The 23,629-nt window shown below is 61.0% G+C and carries 21 protein-coding genes; 13 read left to right on the top strand and 8 right to left on the bottom strand.

Annotation, left to right across the window (positions count from 1 at the left end; translation table 11 throughout):
- Positions 1-68: 68 nt before the first annotated feature.
- Complete coding sequence (locus tag EGO55_RS05595) at positions 69-869, bottom strand: TetR/AcrR family transcriptional regulator (RefSeq protein ID WP_210766655.1); 801 nt, start codon at positions 867-869, stop codon at positions 69-71.
- A gap of 90 nt (positions 870-959) precedes the next feature.
- On the opposite strand from EGO55_RS05595, the gene EGO55_RS05600 reads away from it, so the two are divergent.
- The 5 genes from EGO55_RS05600 to EGO55_RS05620 are packed head-to-tail and all read left to right on the top strand — an operon-like array spanning position 960 to position 6,483.
- Positions 960-1,520, top strand: coding sequence for a VOC family protein (locus EGO55_RS05600; RefSeq protein WP_021691216.1), 561 nt, complete (start codon positions 960-962; stop codon positions 1,518-1,520).
- A 48-nt stretch (positions 1,521-1,568) separates the two neighbouring features.
- Positions 1,569-2,423 carry a fumarylacetoacetate hydrolase family protein gene (locus tag EGO55_RS05605; RefSeq protein ID WP_021691215.1) on the top strand — a complete coding sequence of 285 codons (855 nt, stop codon included), beginning with the start codon at positions 1,569-1,571 and terminating at the stop codon, positions 2,421-2,423.
- Positions 2,420-4,441 carry an acetoacetate--CoA ligase gene (locus EGO55_RS05610; RefSeq protein WP_021691214.1) on the top strand — a complete coding sequence of 674 codons (2,022 nt, stop codon included), beginning with the start codon at positions 2,420-2,422 and terminating at the stop codon, positions 4,439-4,441. Before EGO55_RS05605 ends, EGO55_RS05610 begins: the two co-directional genes overlap by 4 nt.
- 15 nt (positions 4,442-4,456) lie before the next feature.
- Entirely contained in the window at positions 4,457-6,067 is a 1,611-nt protein-coding gene (locus tag EGO55_RS05615) for an FAD-dependent monooxygenase (RefSeq protein WP_021691213.1), read from the top strand.
- Positions 6,064-6,483 (top strand): nuclear transport factor 2 family protein, encoded by a 420-nt coding sequence (locus tag EGO55_RS05620; RefSeq protein WP_021691212.1) that lies wholly within the window; start codon positions 6,064-6,066, stop codon positions 6,481-6,483. Before EGO55_RS05615 ends, EGO55_RS05620 begins: the two co-directional genes overlap by 4 nt.
- 120 nt (positions 6,484-6,603) lie before the next feature.
- Here the strand turns inward: EGO55_RS05620 and EGO55_RS05625 are convergent, their stop codons facing one another.
- The gene (locus EGO55_RS05625; protein ID WP_124916732.1) at positions 6,604-7,911 is read right to left on the bottom strand and encodes a pyruvate dehydrogenase complex dihydrolipoamide acetyltransferase; all 1,308 of its coding nucleotides are present in this window, start codon (positions 7,909-7,911) and stop codon (positions 6,604-6,606) included.
- Positions 7,908-10,241, bottom strand: coding sequence for a transketolase family protein (locus tag EGO55_RS05630; RefSeq protein ID WP_283234547.1), 2,334 nt, complete (start codon positions 10,239-10,241; stop codon positions 7,908-7,910). Before EGO55_RS05630 ends, EGO55_RS05625 begins: the two co-directional genes overlap by 4 nt.
- A gap of 147 nt (positions 10,242-10,388) precedes the next feature.
- Here EGO55_RS05630 and EGO55_RS05635 point away from each other — a divergent pair, with 147 nt between their 5' ends.
- On the top strand, positions 10,389-10,859 hold the full coding sequence (locus tag EGO55_RS05635) for an Lrp/AsnC family transcriptional regulator (protein ID WP_084620466.1): 471 nt from the start codon (positions 10,389-10,391) through the stop codon (positions 10,857-10,859).
- Positions 10,860-10,891: 32 nt separating this feature from the next.
- On the opposite strand, the gene EGO55_RS05640 is transcribed toward EGO55_RS05635, so the two are convergent.
- From EGO55_RS05640 to EGO55_RS05650, 4 genes are read right to left on the bottom strand one after another with little or no spacing between them, the layout of a single operon-like run.
- A complete protein-coding gene (locus EGO55_RS05640; RefSeq protein ID WP_021691943.1) occupies positions 10,892-11,659 on the bottom strand; it encodes a crotonase/enoyl-CoA hydratase family protein in 768 nt (255 codons plus the stop codon).
- Between the two features lie 52 nt (positions 11,660-11,711).
- The gene (locus EGO55_RS21580; RefSeq protein ID WP_280528969.1) at positions 11,712-12,365 is read right to left on the bottom strand and encodes a CoA transferase; all 654 of its coding nucleotides are present in this window, start codon (positions 12,363-12,365) and stop codon (positions 11,712-11,714) included.
- Positions 12,362-12,832, bottom strand: a complete 471-nt coding sequence (locus EGO55_RS21585) for a CoA transferase (RefSeq protein WP_280528970.1) — start codon at positions 12,830-12,832, stop codon at positions 12,362-12,364. Before EGO55_RS21585 ends, EGO55_RS21580 begins: the two co-directional genes overlap by 4 nt.
- Before the next feature lie 2 nt (positions 12,833-12,834).
- Positions 12,835-14,001: an acyl-CoA dehydrogenase family protein gene (locus EGO55_RS05650; RefSeq protein ID WP_021691941.1), complete on the bottom strand. Its 1,167-nt coding sequence runs from the start codon at positions 13,999-14,001 to the stop codon at positions 12,835-12,837.
- A 130-nt stretch (positions 14,002-14,131) separates the two neighbouring features.
- Here EGO55_RS05650 and EGO55_RS05655 point away from each other — a divergent pair, with 130 nt between their 5' ends.
- The 4 genes from EGO55_RS05655 to EGO55_RS05670 all read left to right on the top strand — a co-directional run bounded on the left by EGO55_RS05655 (position 14,132) and on the right by EGO55_RS05670 (position 17,939).
- Positions 14,132-14,935, top strand: a complete 804-nt coding sequence (locus tag EGO55_RS05655) for a TetR/AcrR family transcriptional regulator (RefSeq protein ID WP_021691940.1) — start codon at positions 14,132-14,134, stop codon at positions 14,933-14,935.
- Positions 14,936-15,014: 79 nt separating this feature from the next.
- Positions 15,015-15,797, top strand: a complete 783-nt coding sequence (locus EGO55_RS05660; RefSeq protein ID WP_021691939.1) for an SDR family NAD(P)-dependent oxidoreductase — start codon at positions 15,015-15,017, stop codon at positions 15,795-15,797.
- Between the two features lie 10 nt (positions 15,798-15,807).
- Complete coding sequence (locus EGO55_RS05665) at positions 15,808-17,013, top strand: acetyl-CoA C-acetyltransferase (RefSeq protein WP_021691938.1); 1,206 nt, start codon at positions 15,808-15,810, stop codon at positions 17,011-17,013.
- Positions 17,014-17,021: 8 nt separating this feature from the next.
- Positions 17,022-17,939: an enoyl-CoA hydratase/isomerase family protein gene (locus EGO55_RS05670; RefSeq protein WP_021691937.1), complete on the top strand. Its 918-nt coding sequence runs from the start codon at positions 17,022-17,024 to the stop codon at positions 17,937-17,939.
- 86 nt (positions 17,940-18,025) lie between these two features.
- Here the strand turns inward: EGO55_RS05670 and EGO55_RS05675 are convergent, their stop codons facing one another.
- Positions 18,026-20,056: an NADPH-dependent 2,4-dienoyl-CoA reductase gene (locus EGO55_RS05675; RefSeq protein WP_040717682.1), complete on the bottom strand. Its 2,031-nt coding sequence runs from the start codon at positions 20,054-20,056 to the stop codon at positions 18,026-18,028.
- 64 nt (positions 20,057-20,120) lie between these two features.
- On the opposite strand from EGO55_RS05675, the gene EGO55_RS05680 reads away from it, so the two are divergent.
- The 3 genes from EGO55_RS05680 to EGO55_RS05690 all read left to right on the top strand — a co-directional run bounded on the left by EGO55_RS05680 (position 20,121) and on the right by EGO55_RS05690 (position 23,605).
- On the top strand, positions 20,121-20,744 hold the full coding sequence (locus tag EGO55_RS05680; protein ID WP_021691935.1) for a TetR/AcrR family transcriptional regulator: 624 nt from the start codon (positions 20,121-20,123) through the stop codon (positions 20,742-20,744).
- Positions 20,745-20,913: 169 nt separating this feature from the next.
- Entirely contained in the window at positions 20,914-22,170 is a 1,257-nt protein-coding gene (locus tag EGO55_RS05685; protein WP_021243113.1) for an IS701 family transposase, read from the top strand.
- Positions 22,171-22,348: 178 nt separating this feature from the next.
- Complete coding sequence (locus tag EGO55_RS05690) at positions 22,349-23,605, top strand: IS701 family transposase (protein ID WP_021243113.1); 1,257 nt, start codon at positions 22,349-22,351, stop codon at positions 23,603-23,605.
- Positions 23,606-23,629 lie beyond the last annotated feature (24 nt).

Raw genomic sequence — 23,629 nt, forward strand, 5'->3', positions numbered from 1 at the left:
GCCTCGTGAATCCGTGCGCCAGTATCGTCGAATTATCAGTTACTGATCGAAAGGTCAATAATTAGCGATCATACGAAAATCAGCGTCTCGATCATCGCGATCGTTTCTTCCACTTCCGCACGTGTGAAGGGATTGCGCTCACTCAGTTTTTCGTATTCCGCAGACACCGCAAACGGCACTGCGGCCATCGCGGTAATGGCAAAGCGAAGCCGATCTGGCCGAATAAACCGCACGAATCCCTCCTTCTGCGCTTCTTCGATCAGCTCGCACCAACGCGCATGTTCTTCACCAACGAAGGTTTCGATAAGCCAATCCAGACGATCCGACGGGCGATGCGCCTCAATCGTCATGAAACGGTGGAAATCGGGCATTTCCGCGAAGGTTTCTACCAGCGCGCGAATGGCGACACGTAACCGCTCCCTCGGAGAATCGGATCGCGCCTTCAAACTTTCCGCACGCGCCTTGCCCAAGCGGCTTGCCGTGTCCAGCGCCAGTTCTTTCCACAAATTTTCTTTTGAAACAAAATGGTATAACAGGAGAGATAGGGAAACACCGGCTTGTGCAGCGATATTGCGCACCGAAGCCCCATCAAATCCTGATGTCGCAAATTCTTCCATGGCTGCGGCCAGGACCAGACTGCGCACTTCTTCAGGGCGCCGACGGCGCCGTTTTTTCTCTGCTGGCACAGCTTCGTCGGCAGCGGCCGCTGCCTCGCCGTTATGGCCTTCCTTATCGTTCATCCCCCATGCGTAGCGACGACCAGCCTTACCATCAAGACAGTATGGTATCGCAATCCGCCCCGATGTCCCCCACCAACCACCCTCGGCGCGAGAATTAAACTGACATATTGACCATTCGATCAGTTGCATTTAGGCATGCCCCGATCTGCGGCCTCGGGGCCGAGCCGAAACCCACCTTAAGTACGACCCTGTCCCATGGACAGATCCGGGAGAGTATGAATGACCGACAGTGCGCATCGTATGACGGGACGAAGCGGTCCCGATTACATCGCCCACTTTGTTATAAGAACGAATCATTTCGCCAAGACGCTTGATTGGTACAGAGAATTCTTTGACACCGTGGATGTGTATTATCAGGATGGCCTTGCCTTCCTGACATTCGACAACGAACACCATCGTATTGCCATCGGGCAACTTCCCGATCTTACCGAACTGTCGGATACAGTGGCGGGCGTCGACCATATCGCGTTCACCATTCGCGATTTCACCCGTTTCATCGAAAACTATGAGCGCCTGAAGCAGACGGATATCGTGCCGTTCTGGGCGATCAATCATGGCCCCACGACATCGCTGTATTATCGCGATCCGAATGGCGTAAAACTCGAAATCCAGACCGATAATACGTCGTATCCCGGCGGCCCTTCGGCGTTTTTCAAGTCGGATACCTTTGCCAGCAACCCAGTGGGTGTGGAATTCGATCCTGATCTTCTGGTTGAGATGTTTCGCGCTGGCGTGCCGAAAGACGACCTGATGCGCCAAGGGTCTGCGCCTTCCGCATAAAACGCCAAACCGGATCAGAAACACATAGCGGGAAGAGGAGAAACACCGGTGAAAATTGCGCGATACGAGATCGCAGGCCAGATCGAACTGGGCATCACCGATGGGCAATCGATGGCTAGCATCAGCCGGAACATTTCCGGTGCGGGTAACGACATGATCGCGCTCATTCAGCGCTGGGATGAGCTTGGCCCACAGGTGGAAACGCTGCTGGCCAATCCCGACCATGCCCTGTCGGAACTGCGACTGCTCGCCCCCATCGCCCGCCCCGGCAAAATCTGGGGTATCGGCCTCAACTACGCCGATCATGCCAGCGAAGCCGGTATTGAACTGCCCGAACACCAGACATGGTTCGTAAAGGCCAGCACATCGGCAAACGGCCCGTTCGATCCTGTCCAGCTTCCCGTGGCGTCTGCCGCGCTGGATTATGAAGCGGAACTCGTCGCTGTCATCGGACGCGGCGGCCGCCATATCCCGGCGGAAAGCGCGGGCGACGCCATTTTCGGCTATTGCGTGGGCAACGATGTCAGCGTGCGGGATTGGCAGCTGCGCACGGGGCAGTTCTCGATCGGGAAATCGTTTGACAGCCATGCCCCGTTCGGACCGTGGATTGTAACGGCTGATGAAATCGATGCCGCAACGCTTGGCATCCGCAGTTTCGTTAACGGCGAAATGCGGCAAAACTCCAATACCAGCCATTTGATCTTCAGCCCCGCCCAGCAAGTCGCCCATCTCAGTCAGGCAATGACCCTGGAGGCAGGCGATCTCCTGTTCACGGGTACGCCTGGGGGTGTTGGCGCCGCCATGACACCGCCGCGTTTTCTCGGTGAAGGCGATGTCGTGCGTGTCGAGATCGACGGCATCGGCCATATCGAAAACCGCGTGGAGAAGGAGCGGCCGGCTTGACCAGCGCGGTTCAGGAAGGAAGCCTGCTCTGGACACCGGATGCGGCGTTCATCGAACAAGCGCAACTTACCCGTTTCATGCACTGGCTGAATGACGATCGCGGGCTTGTATTCAGTAATTACGAGGATCTCTGGCGCTGGTCGGTCGACGATCTGGACGGGTTCTGGCGCGCGATCTTCGATTATTTCGCAATTGCCGCTGACGGCAACCCGGAAACGGTGGTCGCCGGGGATACCATGTTCCTAGCCCGGTGGTTTCCCGATATCCGCGCCAACTACGCGGAACATGTTCTCAGGCATGAAGCCCGGGCGGCGGCAGACGAAATCGCACTGTACCACAGCACCGAAATCCGTCCGCTCAGCACGCTGACATGGGCTGATCTGGGTGGCAAGGTGCGCGCTGTTGCCACACGCCTGCGCGCCATGGGGATCGGGCCGGGCGACATGGTCGTGTCCTATATGCCCAATGTGCCGGAAACCGCGATCGCCATGCTTGCGGTTACTGCGATCGGCGCCATCTGGTCGTCCGCCGCGCCTGAATTCGGCGCGGCCATGGTGCTGGACCGGTTCAGGCAACTGGAACCCAAACTGGCCTTTGTCTGCAACGGCTACAGCTTCAACGGACGCATTTTCGACAGGCGCACGGAAGTCGCGGAAATTATCGCGAATCTCCCCTCTCTCGAGCAGGTTATCCGGCTCGATTACGTCGATCTTGAATGGGCTCCGTGCACGCTTCCCGCAACCGGCTTTGCAGAACTCCTTGCCGCGCCCGCCGTGCCGCGCGAGGCGTTCCGCTATGAACGCGTGGCGGCGGATGCCCCGCTGTGGGTGTTGTTCTCTTCGGGCACCACCGGCCTGCCCAAGGCCATTGTCCATTCGCATATCGGCATGATTCTCGAACAGTTGAAGAACATGGGCCTGAGTTGCAATCTGGGCCCGGGCAAACGCATGTTCTTCTACACCACCACCGGCTGGATGATGTGGAATTCGGTGATTTCGGCCCTCATTACCGGCGCATCGGCCGTGCTCTATGACGGCAGCCCCACCTTTGGCGGTGTGGACATGCTCTGGAAAATGGCCGCCGCCACCGGCACCACCTCATTCGGTGCCAGCCCCACGCTGGTCAAGAACATGCACGCCGCCGGTATCCGGCCCAAAGACATCTGCGACCTTTCAAAGCTGGACATGATCCTGCTGGGGGGTGCCCCCTCGACACCCGAAACATTTCGCTGGTTTTACGATCATGTGAAGGAAGACCTTTGGGTATCCTCGCAATCGGGTGGCACCGACCTGTGCAGCGGTCTGGTCACCGGGGTGGCGATCCAGCCGGTCTATGCCGGTGAAATTCAGGCGCGGGCGCTGGGTATTGCCGCCGATGTCTGGGACGATGCAGGCAACAGCCTCGTCGATCAGGAAGGGGAGCTTGTGGTAACCCGGCCCTTCCCGTCAGCACCGCTGCGCTTCCTCGGGGATACGGATAACAGCCGTTACCATGACAGCTATTTTTCCACCTATCCCGATGTCTGGCGGCATGGTGATCTGGCGAAAATCAACACGCGCGGCGGCGTCTACATCTATGGCCGGTCCGATTCCACGCTCAACCGCTATGGCGTGCGGATCGGCACGGGCGAGATCTATCGTCCGCTCGACGATATCGCCGAAGTGGACGATGCGCTGGTCATTTGCTGCGAACTGGCGGATGGCGCCTTCTACATGCCGCTGTTCCTGACCTTGCGCCCCGATGCCGCATGGACCGAGGCACTCGAGGCGCGGATCGTTTCCGCCCTGCGCACCAAGGCCAGCCCCCGCCATGTGCCGGACGCCTTCGTCATCGCACCGGGTATCCCCTACACGCTGACCGGAAAGAAGATGGAAGTCCCCATCCGCAAGCTGATCATGGGCGTGCCTGCGGAACAAGCCGCCAGCCGTGACATCATGGCCCGGCCCGAACTGCTCGACTGGTTCGTGCAGTTCGCCGCCCGCCCCGAAATCGCAGAGCGGCGGCGGCAGAAAAATTAGACGGAGAGAGACGACGTGAACACTTTCGATACGGATGTCCTGATCGCCGGCGGGGGGCCAGTCGGAATGACTCTCGCGCTTGAACTGGCGCGGCATGGCGTCCGTTCCATCGTTGCCGAACGCAATACATCAACGACAGACCATCCCAAGATGGACCTCACCAACGGCCGGAGCATGGAACTGTTTCGCCGTCTCGGCATCGTGGACAAGCTCCGCGCGGTGGGCGTCGCACAAAGCGAACCGCTCGATATCGTGTGGGCAACGGGGCCCCTTGGCCACGTCCTGCACCGTTTCGCCTATCCCGCCCCGCAGGCCGCCGCGGAAATCACCCGGCTGAACAACGATGGCAGCGGTACGCGCGAGCCGTCGATGCGCGTTTCGCAGATCGTTCTGGAACCGGTGCTCAAGCAGGAAATCGACGCCAGTCCGGCCGTCGATGTGCGGTTTGGCTGGAAATACACAACGCTCGAACAAGATGGCGAAAGCGTGACGGCAACCCTCGTCAACAGCGAAACCGGTGAAGAGGTGCTAGTCCGTTCGCGCTATCTCGTCGGTTGCGATGGCGGCGGCAGCAAGGTCCGGCGCGATCTGGGTATCGATCTCGAAGGCCAGCACGCCATTGCCCAGGCCTTCATGGTCCATTTTCAGAGCGAGGATGTCGACACGCTGGGCCGGTTTGGGCTCGCCTATCATTTGCAGACGCTGAAAGGCACGATGATTGCGCAGAATGGCCGCGATATCTTCACATTGCACGTGGTCGGCTGTTCTCCGGATTCCGATCCCGCCGAACTGCTGCGCGATTTTGTCGGGCGTGACTTTGACTTCGACATTCTGGTCGCCAATCCCTGGACGCCGCATGTCGTCGTGGCGACCGCTTACCGGTCGGGCAGAGCATTCCTGTGCGGCGATGCCGCGCACCAGTTCGTCCCTACGGGCGGTTACGGGATGAATACCGGCATCGGCGATGCGATCGATCTGGGCTGGAAACTCGCGGCAACAATCACCGGCTGGGGCGGCGCAGCGTTGCTCGACAGCTATGACACCGAACGCCGCATAACCGCGATCCGCAATCGGGACATGGCCTTCGGCCATCTCGCAACGCGCCTTGCCATCAATGAACAGCTCGCTCTCCATGCGGCCGATGCTTCCATCGACGAGCCGGATGCCGCCGACCGGCGGATCGCACTCGGCCATGCCATTCGCGACCTCGGCAATGCAGAGAACGAGAGCTGGGGCATCGAGCATGGGTTCCGTTACGAAAATTCGGCAGTGAACGTCGATGACGGCATCGCGACCGATTTCGATCCGATGCGCTGCCAGGGGCACATTCTTTCCGGTGGCAGGTTGCCCCATGTTGTTCTTAATGACGGACGCGCCCTGTTCGATCTGCTCGGTCCGGGCTTCACGCTTGTGGCCATCGGTACGTTCGATCTGACCGGCTTTGCCGAAGCCGCAGCCGACATACCCGCTACCGTTGTGTCACTCGAACGGGAAAGCGTGCTGGAACGCTGGCCTTCACGCCTGATCCTCGTTCGGCCCGATCAGCATGTCGCCTGGCATGGCACGCAGGTGCCAGAGGATTGGCGCTCTATTATCAACATCGCAACAGGCAGGAGTGCAGCATGAGCAATCTCGAAACCGCAGCCATCACATCGGCATGCAGCAATGTCATTGCCGCCTTTGCCGCCCACGTCGACAATCGCCGCTTTGCCGAGGCTGTCGCCCTGTTCACGCCTGACGGAATCTTCGAAAGGCCGGATGCCAAGGCACATGGGCAGGGTGAAATCGCCGCGCTTTGGGCCGACCGTCCGCTCGCCTTCAAAACCCGGCACCTTTGCCATCAGACATGGTTCAGCGATGTCAGCGCGGACACCGTCCACGCGGTAACCCCCTTCACCCTCTACACGGCGCAGCACGAAGGCGATGGTTTTGCAGCGGTTCCCACCCCCGCCGCCATTGCCGAATTTCATGACGAATTGCGCCTGACGGACGGCGCATGGCGCATCGCCCATCGCCGGTCTGTGCCCGCGATGGTCGGCTGAAAGGCGATCTATCCGCCATGGGGCGGTGATCACATCCGGCAAGGCCATCCGATAGGGCGGCCTGGCCGGACGCGATATGCCGCCGAAACGGGCCATGCGCCGATGGCCCGTTTTTAACGATCAGGCCGCAAGGCCCAGTGGCTTTTCCACCAGTTCGCGGAAGGCCGTCATCAGTTGGGCGCCATCGGCGCCATCAATGGCGCGATGGTCAAAGCTGCCGGTGACCGACATCACCGTCGCAACGCCAAGCGTGCCATCCTCCATCACCCACGGGCGTTTCTCGCCCGCGCCAATGGCCAGGATCATCGCCTGTGGCGGATTGATCACCGCATCGAACTGCTTGATCCCCATCATGCCCATGTTCGACAGGCTGGCCGTGCCGCCCTGATATTCGTGCGGCTGCAACTTGCCGTCCTTCGCCTTGGCTGCAAGCTCGGCCATCTCGGTCGAAATCTGCGCCAGCCCCTTGGCCGCAACATCGGTGACAATCGGGGTGATCAGACCGCCCGGAATGCTCACCGCAACCGAGACATCCGCCCGCTTGTACTGCCGCATCACATCGCCGGCAAAGGACACGTTGCAGGCATGCACCTGCATCAGCGCCACACCCAGCGCCTTGATCAGCATGTCGTTGACCGAAAGCTTGATATGGCGCGCGGCCAGAGCCGCATTCAGTTCCCCGCGCAGCGCGAGCAAGGCATCAAGCCGCACGTCCACGGTCAGATAGATATGCGGCACCTGCTGTTTGGATTCGGTCAGGCGGCGCGCAATCACCTTGCGCATGCCGGACAGCTTCACATCCTCGAACGGAATGCCGAAATCAGGCAGGGCATCCGTCAGCGACGTGGCCACAGGTTGCCCGGTGGGGGCAGGAGCGGCGGCAACAGGCACAGCCGTGCCCGGTTTCGCATCGACCACATCCGCCTTGACGATCCTGCCATTGGGGCCGCTGCCCTGCACACCGGCCAGATCGATACCCGTCTGCTCCGCAATCCGCCGGGCCAAAGGCGATGCGACAATGCGATCGCCCTTTTCCGCAGCCTTGGGCACCGCCGCACGCGCCGGGGCGGGCCTGGCCTCTGCCGCGGGGGCAGGCGCAGGCGCCGCAACCGGTTCCGCCGCTTTGGCCGCCGGCTCGTCCGCAACCTTCGGTGCAGGTGCCTTGGGCGCAGGCGCAGCCGTTTCCCCTTCCGCACCCAGCGTCGCAATCACCGTGCCGACTTTCACGTCTTCAGTGCCTTCGGGCACCGCAATCGAAAGAATCGTCCCCTCGTCAACCGCCTCGAATTCCATCGTCGCCTTGTCGGTTTCAATCTCCGCAAGAATATCGCCCGAAACAACGGTGTCCCCTTCCTTCACCAGCCACTTGGCCAGTGTCCCTTGCTCCATCGTGGGGGAAAGCGCGGGCATCTTCACTTCAATGGTCATTGGCAACGCTCCAGAAAAAGTTCGGCAGCAGCATCCACGATGGCGTTCGCATCCAGCCGATAGGTGTGGAACAAATCAGGCAAATCGCCCGTCTGGCCAAACCGGTCGTTGCCCAATGGGCTGACTCGCATGCCCGCGACCCCGCCCAGCCACGACAGCGCGCCGGGTGCGCCATCCAGCACAGTGATCAGCCCGGCATCAGGCGCAAGGGCGGACAGCAAATGCTGCGCATGGCACGGCTCTGCCCGATCGCCGTTCCAGCGCGCCGCGCGCCGTGCCGACCACCCGCGATGCAGCAAATCGGGAGACGTCACATTCAACAGCCCGAGGCCCGGAATATCGTCGATCAGTTGCTCCCATGCTTCCAGCGCTTCCGGCGCGACAACCCCGCTGAAAACGATAGCGGCCTCGGCATTCGGTGCCGGTTTGCGCAACCAGTAGCCGCCTTTCAGCGCATCGGCTTCCCAGCCGTGATCATCCCGCGCGACCTGTGGGATCGTCCGCGTCGAAAGCCGCAGATAAACCGAACTGCCATCGGGCTTTTGCATATGTTCGAATGACCAGCGCATGATTGCGGCAAGTTCATCGGCAAAAGCCGGATCGAAATAGGTCAAATTGGGTTGCCCCATCCCGATCAGCGGCGTGTTGATCGATTGGTGCGCGCCACCTTCTGCCGCCAGCGCCAGACCGGACGGCGTGCCCACCAGCAGAAAACGGGCATCCGAATAACACCCGTAATTCAGCGCATCGAGACCACGTGCGATAAAGGGATCGTACACCGTGCCGACCGGGATCAGCCGCGTTCCGAAATGGGGCGCAGCCAGACCCAGCGATGCCAGCATGATGAAGAAGTTGTTTTCGGCAATGCCCAGTTCAATGTGCTGACCGGCGGCATGTTGTATCCACTTCTGCGCCGAGGGAATTTTGGCCTTCTGGAACACATCGGCCAGTTCCTGCCGCCTGAACAGCCCGCGCTGGTTAACGAAAGCGCCCAGATTGGTGGTCTGCGTCACGTCCGGAGCCGTCGTTACGATGCGGTCGGCCAGTTCATCGCCGGACTTCGCAAGATCGAGCAGGATACGCCCGAACGCGGCCTGGGTTGACTGTTCCGCACCATCGGGCGCAGGGAGCGGGGGAACCGGGATAGCCGGTGCGACCGGCTCGCTTTCTTTCCGTCCCAGGGGGCTGGCATCGACGAACGCCTTGAGCTGCGCGGCCAGATTATCCCCCAGCCCGGCCCATGGCTCCCATTCGTCCCCTTCCCTGATCCCCATACCGGCACGGAATTTCTCCATCTGGGCAGGGTTCATCATGCCCGAGTGATTGTCCTTATGACCGGCCAGCGGCAGACCGTAACCTTTAACGGTGTAAGCGATGAACAGGGTGGGCCGGTTATCATCGATGCTGTCGAAGGCATCAATCAAGGTTTCGATGCAATGGCCGCCAAGATTGGTCATGAGGGCCGCAAGCGCATCATCGTCAAACGATGCGAGCAGCGCGTTCACATCACGATCCTTGCCGATGTCAGCCATCAGCCGTTCGCGCCAGGCCGCCCCTCCCTGATAGGTCAGGGCGGCAAATTCGGCGTTCGGGCAATTGTCGATCCACTCTTCGATGACCTTGCCGCCCGGCCGTTTGAACGCTTCCTGTTGCAGCTTGCCGTATTTCAGCGTGACGACGCGCCAGCCGCAGGTTTCGAAAATGTCATCGAAACGCCGGAACATTCTGTCTGCGGTCGTGCTGTCGAGCGATTGCCGGTTGTAATCGACAATCCACCAGCAGTTGCGCAGATCGTGTTTGTAGCCTTCGATCAGGCACTCGTAGATATTGCCTTCATCCAGTTCGGCATCGCCCATCAGGGCAATCATGCGCCCGGCCTGGTCTTCCGGCACCTGTCCGTGGGCAATCAGATAATCCTGCACCAGACTGGTGAAGGCCGTCACAGCCACGCCAAGGCCGACAGAGCCGGTCGAGAAATCGACCGGGATGGCATCCTTGGTGCGGCTCGGATAGCTTTGCACACCGCCCAGGCCGCGAAAACGCTGCATGCGATCAAGCGTCTGGTTTCCGAGAAGGTAATGAATCGCGTGGAGCACCGGCCCGGCGTGCGGCTTGACCGAAACCTTGTCTTGCGGACGCAACGCATGAAAATAAAGCGCCACCATGATCGCCGTCATCGACGCGCAGCTCGCCTGATGCCCGCCCACTTTCAGCCCATCCCGCTTGGGCCGGATATGGTTGGCGTTGTGGATCATCCACGAGGAAAGCCACAACAGCCGGTTGTGCAGCTGGTTCAGGGCCTCAACGGTGTTCTGGCGATCAGTTGGCAGGGAAGGTACCACAGGCAATCCTCAAAATGTTTGAGGGCCAATTAGCAGCGGCAGCCATGGCATGTCCCTGCGGAGTTTGCGGTAATCACACCCACAAACAGCATAAATTTGTTTTTATGAGACAAGAATTGGCATATATTGCCAATTATGACTTTAGATAAGATAGATTGTCGAATTCTGAATGAACTCCAGTCTGATGGCCGGATGACCAATCAGGAATTGTCGGAAAAAGTTGGCCTGTCGCCCAGCCCTTGCCTTCGCCGGTTGAAACAACTCGAAAGCAGCGGGATCATCACCCGCTACGTGGCGCTGGTGAATCCGGACCTTGTCGGCCTCCCGGTGACGGCGTTTGTCCGGATACGCCTCGATCAGCAGGATGACCGGCATCTGGCGGAATTCGAAAAAGCGGTCACCGCCTTTTCAGAGGTCATGGAATGTTACCTCATGACCGGGGACGCGGATTATCAGTTGCGGGTGCTGGTTTCATCCTTGGGCGCGTTTGAAGATTTTCTCCGGTCCAAGCTGACCCGTATCCCCGGCATCTCCGAGGTCACAACCAGTTTCGCGTTGCGGCCGGTGGTGTACAAGACATCGATCCCGCTGCAAAACGGCACCTGAAGCGCCGGGTTATCGGCCCGGCTGGAGACCGATCAGCGAATGGCTTTCCCGGCGACAGCCTGCACATGACCGACCGAATCCAGCAGGGCAGCCTGCTCTTCCGATTCCGCGTGCAACAAATCGGCAGAGTTCGCCTGCGCCATCGCGTTGAGCAAGCGCTTGGCGGCCCGGACGGCTTCTCCGCTTTGCGCCGCAATTGTTTGCGCCAGTTCCTTTGCCTGTTCCAGCGGGCTGTCGGCAATATGGGTCACAAGGCCCAGAGTGCCCGCCTCGCTGCCCGGCACCACCCGCGCAGTATAGACCAGTTCACGCACCACGTCTTCACGCACCAGCCCCTTCAGCAAGGGGAAGGCAGCCATATCGGGGACCAGACCCCAATAGGTTTCACGCAGGGATATCTTCGCATCCGGCGTGGCGATCCGCACATCGGCGCCCAGCATGATCTGGCAACCAGCCCCTATCGCCGCGCCATGCACCGCCGCGATCACCGGGACCGGCAGCATCCGCCATCCCCAGGCGACCGCCTGGAAAAGATTGGCCTGATCGGCATTGCGTTCGCGCAGCACGGTCTTCACGTCATCCTTGCCCTTGAGCAGCGCAAGATCGATCCCGGCGCAAAACGCCGGACCTTCGCCCGACAGCACCACGCAACGGAGAGAATCCATGGCCCGCAACCGCTCAATCGTCTGGGATATCTGCCTGAACATCGGCATGTCGAGCGCGTTCAGCTTGTCGGGGCGGTTGAGACGGACATAGGCAATGGCATCGTCAACATCCACATGAACACGCTGCTCAGCCATTTCCCACCTCTGCTTCACATTTCCCGTTCCATCATCTGGCATCGCACACCGATCACCGGGATGCGGTGCGCGCGATGCCCCACTCGGCCAACAATTCTGCGCCCCCATCACCCGCAGCGCAAGGCGGCGCGCCGATCCGGCCCGGCGTCCGCGAAAACCGGGGCGCGGGTGCGGCCTGCACCACGCCGCCCTGCTCCACATATATCCCTCTGGCGGCCATATGCGGATGATGCGGCGCCTCATCGAGGTCCAGCACGGGCGCAAAGCAGGCGTCCGTACCCTCCAGCAGGGCGCACCATTCGTCGCGGTTGCGGCGCGCGAAGGCTTCCCCGATCCGGGCCCGGCCTTCCGCCCACGTGGCGGGATCATGGCGTCGTTCGAAATGCTGCGCATCCAGTTCCAGAACCGCGAGCAATTGTGCGAAGAATTGCGACTCCAACGGCCCGACCGAAACATATTTGCCATCGGCGCACGCATATACGCCGTAGAAGGACGCCTGCCCGCCCAGCAGGTTGCGGCTGCGCGACATCTCCGTGAGGCCGGAGGCAACAATGCCCTGAAAGAAGGTCATCAGCGATGCCGTTCCATCGACGATGGCCGCATCGATCACCTGCCCCTGCCCGGACCGGCTGCGCTCAAACAGTGCGGCGACGATGCCCACGGCAAGATAGAGTGCCCCTCCTGCGAAATCGCCAACCAGATTCAACGGGGGGATGGCGGCCCCTTGGCACCGCCGATGGCAGCAAGCGCACCGGTAAGGGCGATATAGTTTATATCGTGGCCTGCCGCATGGGCCAGTGGCCCCTCCTGCCCCCAGCCGGTCATTCGCCCGTAAATCAGCGCGGGATTGCGGGCACAGATCAAGTCAGGGCCAAGGCCGAGCTTCTCCATCACGCCGGGCCGAAACCCTTCAATCAGGACATCCGCCTTATCGATCGCAGCCAGACAGGTTGCCAGATCGCCTGAATCCTTGAGATCGAGCGCCAGCGACCGCCGCCCGCGCCAGGTCACATCCGCGGGATGCGGGCTGTGGCCCGGCCGATCGATCCGCAGGATATCGGCGCCAAGATCAGCCAGCAACATGCAGCAGAAGGGCGCCGGGCCGAGGCCTGCAAACTCCACGATGCGAACACCCGCCAGCGGCCCTGTATGCCGCCCATCTATCCTCGCCATAGTCACAATGTCCGTGCGATCAGCAATTTCATGATTTCGGTGGTCCCACCGTAGATACGCGTCACGCGCGCATCCTTGAAAGCCTGCGCGATCGGATATTCGGACATATAACCATATCCGCCGAACAGCTGGAGACAGCGATCCACGATACGGCCCTGCATTTCGGTTACCGCCGACTTGGCCATGGAGGCGGTCGGGCTGTCGAGCTTACCGTCCAGCAGCAGTTCGACACACCGTTCGACAAAGGCGCGCGCCATCACCGCTTCAGTCTTGCACTCGGCAAGGACGAACTGGGTATTCTGAAAATCGATCAAGGCCTGCCCAAAAGCCTTGCGCTCCTTGGTGTAATCGATGGTCAGCGCCAGCACATATTCGATCCCTGCCAGCGCCTGTATGGCGATCACCAGCCGTTCCTGGGGGAGTTTCTCCATCAACATGGCGAAACCGCCCCCCTCCGCGCCGATCACATTGGCGGACGGAACACGCACGTCATGGAAAAACAGCTCTGACGTATCGGCACATTCCCGACCGATCTTTTCCAGATTGGCGCCGCGGGAAAAGCCCGCGGCATCCGCGGTTTCAACCGCGATCAACGACAGGCTTTGCGCGCCCTTCCCGTCACCGGTTCGCGCGACAACAAGGACAAGATCGGCGTGCTGTCCATTGGTGATGAAGGTCTTGCTGCCGTTGATGATGTAGTCGTCACCATCCCGCACAGCCCGGGTGCGGATGGATTGCAAATCCGATCCGGTGCCCGGTTCGGTCATGGCAATGGCCAGAACCATCTCGCCCGAACAGATTTTCGGCAACCAGCGCTGCTTCTGTTCCGCCGATCCATAAGCGACGATATATGGGGCGATCACGGCATTATGCAGGGTCACATCCCACCCTTCTATCCCGGCCCATCCCAGTTGTTCGGCCAGGATCAATTCATGGCGCAGATCGCCGCCCGCCCCGCCATATGCAACCGGTACCGAAAGCCCGAGAAGCCCAGCCTCGGCGGCGCTGTTCCAAAGCGCGCGATCGACCATACCCTGCGCCCTGAAGGCGGCCATACGTTCCGCCGGCAAGGCCTCCGCGACAAAACGCCCAACCGAATGCGCGAACATCGCAAACTCTTCGTCCGCCATGAACGAAGGCCGCGAAAGGCCGGAAATGCCACCCACCATCATACTCCCAAAGTTATAACACACGCAGAATGAAAATCATGAGGTTCGAGCATTAATGCCGAAAATTCTGGTATTGCGACAAACTGCGTTCTCGTGATAGACGAATCATAAATATAACGAGTGCAATTTTATGGCAACCGATCATTTACCCCCGAGCAACGCGGACGACGATCGCGTTATCGCTTCCATGAGCGCCATGACGCGTGGCAGCCCGGCAATGTTTGCGCGGCGGCGGCGGATTCTCCGCGAGGCCCGGCGTATGATGATCGAGGACGGTGCCGACGCGATGGGCATGCGGGAACTGGCCACGAGATCGGAGGTCTCGCTCCGCACGCTCTACAATGCGTTTGGCAGCAAGGAGGCGCTGATCGTAGCGGCCGTTCGCCAGTATTATGACAAGTTCCTGCACGCCTTGTCGCAAGCCCGCACGACCTATGATTTTGACTGGGTGTTAAGCACGCTTGTCGCCACAAACCTGCGCAACCAGCAGTTACGGGATTATCTCTCCGCGCTGATCAGCATGTATTTCTCGGTTACAGCCGATCAGACGATCCGCATCGAATTGCGACGGGCCGCAGCTGGCTTCATCGGCCCATGGCTGGAACTGGTGCAGGCGCGCCGCCAGCTTCGTCGCGGCACCGACATCACACGTTCGATCAGCCACATCGCGAGCCTGCAATATGCCCTGAATCAGGAATGGCTGACGGGCGAACTCAGCGATGAGGAACTGGTTCCCTGCGTTCTGCAAGCCGTCCTGACCTATCTTGCGGGTATCGTTTGCGGCGCCGCGCTCGAACGTATCGATGAAATCCTGAATGACATCAATGGTCCAATGACTTTGACGAAAGCCCTGATTGCCCGGGAAGGGCAACGCATGAACGCCATTCTTGATGGGTCGGGCAACTGGGGCATCGCACCGCAGGAAACCGACTGATTTTCCCTAACAAGGCATGCTTTTGCGATCCACTGGTCCGGGCGCGGCATGCTGACTTTTCGTGACCAAGGAAACAGACATGCACATTGAACCCGGCGTTGCGGCCGTTGTCACCGGGGGCGCCTCCGGATTGGGAGAAGCCACCAGCCGCGCTCTCGCCATGCGCGGCGCAAAACTTGCCATTTTCGATATGGATGCCGAACGCGGCGAGGCACTGGCGAAGGAACTTGGGGGCATTTTTTGCCAGACCAACGTCTGTTCGGACGAACAGGTCGATGCCGCATTCGCCAAGGCCAGAGCCGCGCACGGGCAGGAACGCATTCTCGTCAATTGCGCAGGCATTAGCAGTGGCATCAAAACGGCTTCCCGTGATCGGGAAACCGGCGAACCGCTGAGCTTCCCCATGGCGGCATTCGAGAAGGTCGTGCAGATCAACCTGCTCGGCACCTTCCGCTGCATCGCTGCCGCTGCAAAAGGCATGCTGACGCTCGATCCGCTGGAAGGGGGCGAACGCGGCGCCATCGTCTGCACCGCAAGCATCGCGGCGCAGGATGGCCAGATCGGACAGGCGGCCTACGCCGCATCGAAAGCGGGGGTTGTCGGCCTCACGCTTCCTGTCGCGCGCGATCTGATGGGGGAAGGCATACGGATCAATACCATTCTTCCGGGACTGTTTCTTACCCCGATGATGAAAACCCTTCCGGAAAAAGTGCAGTCCGCCCTTGCCGCTACTGTGCCCTTCCCGCGCCGGCTGGGTTATCCGGCCGAATTTGCGGACCTCGCGCTCCATCTTATCTCGAACGCTTACATGAACGGTGAAGCCGTCCGCCTGGATGCCGCAAACCGCCTGGCACCACGCTGAGGAACTGCCCATGACACATGCCTATATCTATGACGCCGTAAGAACGCCGCGTGGCAAAGGCAGGCCGGACGGCGCCTTGCATGAGATCACCGCGCTGGATCTCGCCGCCCAGATGCTCCGCGCCTTGCGCGACCGCAATCACCTCGACACCGCGCTGGTCGACGACGTGGTGCTGGGCTGTGTCATGCCCGTGGGCGAACAAGGCAGCGACATCGCCCGCCTCGCCACGGTCGTGGCCGGTTACGAGCAGCAGGTGCCAGGCGTTCAGGTCAACCGGTTCTGTGCATCCGGGCTGGAAGCCTGCAACATCGCCGCGGCCAAGGTCATTGCGGGCGAAGCCCGGTTCGCCGTGGGCGGCGGGGTTGAATCGATGTCCCGGGTTCCGCTGGCCGCCGATGGCGGCGCGATGACTGTCGATCCGGTCTTTGCCTTTGACCATTATTATGCACCGCAGGGTATTGGCGCCGACATGATCGCCACATTGAACGGGTTCACGCGCGACGATGTCGACGCCTATGCCGTGCAAAGCCAGCAGCGCGCCGCGACAGCATGGCGTGAAGGCCGGTTTGCGGGCTCGATTGTGCCGGTTCTCGATCAGGCAGGAGCCATCCGCCTGGCCCATGACGAACATATGCGACCTGATACCGATCTTCAGGCACTGGGCAAACTGAAGCCCGCGTTCGTCCGCATGGGGGAAGCAGGCTATGATGCCGTGGCAATGGCGCGTTACCCCGATATGGGGCCGGTCAATCACGTGCATCATGGTGGCAATTCCTCGGGCATCGTGGATGGCGCGGCGATGGTGCTGATCGGGTCGAAAGAAGCGGGCGAGGCCGCAGGACTGAAACCCCGCGCCCGCATTCTGGGCGGCGCCTCGATCGGATCGGAGCCCACCATCATGCTGACAGGGCCGGAATTCGTTACGCGCAAGCTGCTTAACCGCCTCGGCATGGCGACCGGCGACATCGATATCTATGAACTGAACGAGGCGTTCGCCGCCGTGGTCCTGCGTTATCTGCGCGCGCTCGAACTGGATGGCGGGACAGTCAACGTCAATGGCGGGGCGATTGCTATGGGCCACCCCCTTGGCGCGACCGGGGCGATGATCCTCGGTACGGCGCTCGACGAACTCGAACGGACAGACAAACAAACCGCGTTGATCAATCTTTGCGTGGGCGCCGGCATGGGCACCGCGATGGTTATCGAACGAATCTGAGGGCGGACATGGAAAACTTCACCATCCAGATCGATGCCGATGGCATCGCCTTGATCACTTTTGACGTACCCGGCCGTTCATTGAACGCCATAAGCGCAGCGGTTCAGCAGGAACTCGACACCATTACCGCCCGCATCAGGGACGATGATGCGATCCGGGGGGCGATCTTCCACTCGGGCAAAGAACGCGGGTTCTGCGCGGGCGCCGATCTTACCGAACTGCCCAACGATATCGCACGCTGGCGTCAGGCGGAAAACCCCGAGGACATCGCCATCCGCGTGGCCGATGCGGCGCGCTTCAGCGGCCGCATCAGGGCACTGGAAACCTGCGGCAAGCCGGTGGTTGCGGCAATCTCCGGCATCACGCTCGGCGGTGGTCTCGAACTGGCGCTCGGTTGCCATTTCCGGATCGCGGTAGACGATGACACCTTGCGCCTCGGCCTGCCCGAAGTGACGCTGGGGCTCCTGCCTGGTGCGGGGGGAACCCAACGCCTGCTCCGCCTGATGGGCTTGAGCGGCGCCCTGCCCCACATCGCCGATGGAACGATGATTGACACCGAGGCTGCACTGGCTGCCGGCGTCATCCACAAGCTTGTGCCCGCCGAAGACCTGCTGACCGAAGCGCGCCAGTGGATACTGGATGGCGGGAACCCGGTTGCCCCGTGGGATCAGGATGGTTTCAGGCTGCCCGGCGGCGGCCCGCACAGCCAAGTCGGCTACACCGTCTTTTCCGCCCAACTCGCTGCCCGGCGCGGCAGTACAGGCGAACCCGCCCTTGCTGTCTCCAACATCCTCAAGACCCTGTATGAAGGTTCGCAGGTTCCGATTGAGGCAGGGCTGCGCATAGAAAGCCGTTACTTCTACAAAACCGCCTGTTCAGACGAGGCTCTGGCAGGAATCCAGGCGTTTCTGAACCGGAAGAAATGACATAACCACTGGGTGTAGATCAGAGATTATCTTGCCTGTCAGGGGCGACATAATCTCTGATTTTTATCGCGCCACCGCCCTGTGTTTCACAGAGCAACGGCCAGTTCAGTCGCCTGTTTGATCGCGCGCTTGGCATCGAGTTCGCCTGCCTCGAACGCGCCGCCAATCACATGAACATGCATCCCTGCCCCCACCAACTGATCGTAGAGTGCACGATCGGGTTCCTGCCCGGCACAAATCACGATGCTGTCGGCCTCGAACAGGCGGGGCTGTCCATCGACTGTCGCATGCAGGCCCAGATCATCGATGCGCTGATAGACCACACCCGAAACCATCTGCACACCCCTGCGTTGCAAGGCAATCCGGTGCGTCCAGCCCGTTGTCCGTCCCAGCCCCTTGCCGACAGGGCTTGCCTTGCGTTGTAGCAGCGTCACTTGCCGCCCACCGGTTGCCACGCGGGGTGCGACACCGGTGACCCCGCCGCGCGGGTGATTTTCAAAATCGATGCCCCATTCGCGGGCGAACACATCCGTATCCAGAGCTGCGGAAACCCCTGCGTGCGACAGCAACGTCGCGACATCGAAGCCGATCCCGCCAGCCCCGATGATGACGACCGTCTTTCCCGGAGTCACCCGGCCGGCGACCACATCGATATAGCCGGACACTTTGGGATGATCGTGCCCGGGCAGATCCAATGTGCGTGGCGCGATACCCGTGGCGATGACGATTTCGTCAAATGCGCCCTGCCGCAACAACGCACCATCCACATCGACACCCAGTTGCAGACTGACGTGATGCTTGTCGATCATGCGGCGATAATATCGCAGCGTTTCGTGAAATTCTTCCTTGCCGGGAATACGTTTGGCCAGATTGAACTGCCCGCCGATGTCATGCGCACGATCATACAGGGTCACCACATGCCCCCGCTGTGCGGCGACCGTGGCGCAGGCCAGCCCCGCCGGCCCGGCACCGATCACGGCAATGCGTTTTGCCGACCGTGCTGGGGTGATGCGCAATTCCGTTTCCCGGCACGCGAGGGGATTGACCAGACAGGACGTGAGCTTGCCCGAAAAGACATGATCGAGACACGCCTGGTTGCACGCTATGCAGGTGTTGATCTCATCCTCGCGCCCTTCGCGTGCCTTGATCACGAATTCCGGATCGGCCAGCATCGGCCGCGCCATCGAAACAAGATCGGCATCACCCCGTTCGAGCACCGCCTCCGCCACTGTCGGCATGTTGATCCGATTGCTGGTGATGAGCGGAATCGACACATGTTGGCGCAGCCTGCCGGTAACCTGTGTGAAAGCGGCCCGGGGAACCATCGTGGCAATGGTCGGCACCAGGCTTTCGTGCCAGCAGAAATGCGTGCTGATCACATTCGCGCCTGCCTGTTCTATGGCCTTGGCGAGCGACACGACCTCTTCCCAGGACATGCCCTGTTCCAGCATATCCATCGCGGGAATGCGGAAAATCAGGATGAAATCCGGCCCGACTGCGGCACGGATGCGGCGCATGACTTCGACCGGAAACCGCATGCGGTTTTCCCAGCTCCCCCCCCAGCGATCGGTGCGCTGATTGGTTCTGTTCACCAGAAATGCGGAAATAAGGTATCCTGCCGAGCCGATAATCTCGACACCATCATAACCGGCCTGCCGCGCCAGCGCAGCGCAATTGGCAAAAGCTGCGATCTGTTCCTCGATCCCCGCTTCATCCAGCGCACGCGGGACGTATCGGCCGATCCGTGACCGGATGGGCGATGGCGCCACGCAGTCAGGCGTATCGGCAAGCGGCCCCATGTGCAGGATCTGCATGCAGATTTTCACCTCCGGATCGGCGGCGTGGACTGCCCGCGTGACCGTGCGATGCATCTCGACCTCGGATGGATCGGAAAGTTTCGCCTCATGCCCGCTGCACGCATGCGGCAATATCCCGCCTGTGATAATCATGCCGACCCCGCCACGGACACGTTCGACGAAATAGGCCGCCCACCGTTCTTTCGCATCCGGCAGGTCTTCCAGTCCGGTGTGCATCGACCCCATGACGATCCGGTTCTTGAGACGATGTGACCCGATCCGGAGCGGGGCGAAGAGATGCGGATATCCACTGACAGTCACGGGCGCCCCATACTAAACACTGTTTATCGTGGACATACCAAACGGCGTTTAGTATGGCAAGCGCATGGCTCTGCCACTCAAACCCGAACAAGTGCGCGAAGTGCGCGACCAGATCCGGCACATTGCCGAACAACACATGGCGAAACTTGGATCGACGGACATCTCCCTGCGAGCGGTCGCGGCCGAGATGGGCTGGACCGCCGCTTCCCTCTATCGGTATTTTGACAGCAAGATCGCCTTGATCGCGGCCACACGGACGGCGGCTTACGATCGCTTTTCCACCCGCATAGAACATGCCTACAACAGCACGGATGATCTGTGGGCACGGTCTCGCGCCATCGGTGAAGCTTATATCGCCTTCGCCTTCGACGAACCGGCGGCTTACAAACTGATCTTCGCCTACGAACAGCCGGAAGCGGAAAAAACCGACGAACTTGTCGCTGCGGAACAACGATCGCGGCGCACCTTGACCGGTTATGTCGCGGACATGGTTGCCGCAGGTCTGATCGAAGGGGAACCGGAAATCCTCGCCCATGCCTACTGGGCATCGCTGCATGGCCTCATCAGCCTGCATATGGCAGGAAAACTGTCCCGCTCGGTCACTTTCGATACGGTAAAGCTGGCGTCACGACGCCTGATCACACGCGGTGCGCTGCCTTTGCAGGACATACCCCGGGACGGAGCTTGAGCGACATCGGGCGGTAACGACAACGAAGGGGGCGATTGCGGAGACTGCCACGCCCGGCCAATCCCGGCGACCACAGACCTAGCACTACTTTGGCAGAAGTGTAATTTTTGGGATTCCCCTTCGGAGGAATGCGTGATTCATAGGGAGCCAGCTTTTGTGGAGGCTGGCGATGGAAGAGGATTGGCGGCGGGACCTCGAACAGTGGCTTGAGCCGTATTTGCAGGCTCTGGCCAACAAGACGCGGCGGCGGATGTGTCCGGCTTATATCGCCGGATTGATAGGCCCGGGCGATCGCAAGAGTATCCAGCCGATGGCAGCACGCATCGACGCGCTCAGCTATGACCGGCTACACCATTTCGTCGGAGCAGGGATCTGGGACAGCGCGCCGCTGGAGGCGACGTTGTGGCGACAGGCTGATGAGCTGGTCGGCGGCGACAAGGCCTGGCTTATCATCGACGACACAGCGCTACCCAAGAAGGGCAAGGCCTCGGTCGGTGTCGCGCCGCAATACGCCACGGTGTTGGGCAAGAACGCCAACTGCCAGACCTTGGTATCGGTGACGTTGGCCTCGGGAGAAGTTCCGGTCATGCTGGGTTTGCGGCTGTTCCTGCCGGAAAGCTGGACCAGCGACACTGCACGGATGGCCAAGGCGGCTGTGCCCGAAGCATTTCGGGCCTATCGCACAAAGCCTGACATCGCGATTGAGGAGATCGACCGCATCATCGCTGCCGGCGTGCGCTTTGGCTGCGTCCTGGCCGATGCCGGTTATGGCCTGTCCGCACCGTTCCGGCAGGCGCTCAGCGCACGGGGCCTCTGCTGGGCGGTCGGCATCCCCCGCCACCAGAAGGTCTATCCCTCAGACGTGCAGTTGATCTTCCCGGTGGCGGGACGTGGACGACCGCGTGTCCGGCACGTACCCGACGTCAAATCCCTGGCCGCCCATACCATGCTGGAGGAGGCGAAGTGGCGGAAGATCAGTTGGCGCCGCGGAACCAAAGGCCGTCTGAGCGCCCGCTTCGCTGTCATGCGCGTGCGGATCGCTGATGGCGCGCCACAGCGGATCGGTGCTGCTGGCGCACAGCACATGCCAGGCGAAGAGGCTTGGCTGGTGGGCGAGCATCGCTCCAGCGGCGAGCGAAAATACTATCTTTCCAACCTTCCCGCCGACACGCCAGCCAAAGATGTCGCCGGCGCCATCAAGGCGCGCTGGGTCTGCGAACAGGCGCATCAGCAACTCAAGGAAGAACTTGGTCTCGACCATTTCGAGGGCCGCTCGTGGACCGGGCTGCATCGCCATGCGCTCATGACAATGATCGCCTATGCCTTCCTGCAAACACGAAGGCTCGCTCAGACGGGGCGGAAAAAAAAGAGTCTCCGGTCCGCCCCCTCAGCCGAGCCTACCGGCTGTACGCCAAGCTATCCTTGACCGCTTATCGCGCGCGCCGCCGCGCCATTGCCCTCATTGCGGAGGATGCCTGGCAACTGCACATCCTGCAATTCTGCCAAAGTAGTGCTAGCACTACTTTGGCAGAAGTGTAATTTTTGGGATTCCCCTTCGGAGGAATGCGTGATTCATAGGGAGCCAGCTTTTGTGGAGGCTGGCGATGGAAGAGGATTGGCGGCGGGACCTCGAACAGTGGCTTGAGCCGTATTTGCAGGCTCTGGCCAACAAGACGCGGCGGCGGATGTGTCCGGCTTATATCGCCGGATTGATAGGCCCGGGCGATCGCAAGAGTATCCAGCCGATGGCAGCACGCATCGACGCGCTCAGCTATGACCGGCTACACCATTTCGTCGGAGCAGGGATCTGGGACAGCGCGCCGCTGGAGGCGACGTTGTGGCGACAGGCTGATGAGCTGGTCGGCGGCGACAAGGCCTGGCTTATCATCGACGACACAGCGCTACCCAAGAAGGGCAAGGCCTCGGTCGGTGTCGCGCCGCAATACGCCACGGTGTTGGGCAAGAACGCCAACTGCCAGACCTTGGTATCGGTGACGTTGGCCTCGGGAGAAGTTCCGGTCATGCTGGGTTTGCGGCTGTTCCTGCCGGAAAGCTGGACCAGCGACACTGCACGGATGGCCAAGGCGGCTGTGCCCGAAGCATTTCGGGCCTATCGCACAAAGCCTGACATCGCGATTGAGGAGATCGACCGCATCATCGCTGCCGGCGTGCGCTTTGGCTGCGTCCTGGCCGATGCCGGTTATGGCCTGTCCGCACCGTTCCGGCAGGCGCTCAGCGCACGGGGCCTCTGCTGGGCGGTCGGCATCCCCCGCCACCAGAAGGTCTATCCCTCAGACGTGCAGTTGATCTTCCCGGTGGCGGGACGTGGACGACCGCGTGTCCGGCACGTACCCGACGTCAAATCCCTGGCCGCCCATACCATGCTGGAGGAGGCGAAGTGGCGGAAGATCAGTTGGCGCCGCGGAACCAAAGGCCGTCTGAGCGCCCGCTTCGCTGTCATGCGCGTGCGGATCGCTGATGGCGCGCCACAGCGGATCGGTGCTGCTGGCGCACAGCACATGCCAGGCGAAGAGGCTTGGCTGGTGGGCGAGCATCGCTCCAGCGGCGAGCGAAAATACTATCTTTCCAACCTTCCCGCCGACACGCCAGCCAAAGATGTCGCCGGCGCCATCAAGGCGCGCTGGGTCTGCGAACAGGCGCATCAGCAACTCAAGGAAGAACTTGGTCTCGACCATTTCGAGGGCCGCTCGTGGACCGGGCTGCATCGCCATGCGCTCATGACAATGATCGCCTATGCCTTCCTGCAAACACGAAGGCTCGCTCAGACGGGGCGGAAAAAAAAGAGTCTCCGGTCCGCCCCCTCAGCCGAGCCTACCGGCTGTACGCCAAGCTATCCTTGACCGCTTATCGCGCGCGCCGCCGCG

It is taken from the genome of Caenibius tardaugens NBRC 16725 (assembly GCF_003860345.1).
Classification (GTDB): Bacteria; Pseudomonadota; Alphaproteobacteria; order Sphingomonadales; family Sphingomonadaceae; genus Caenibius; species Caenibius tardaugens.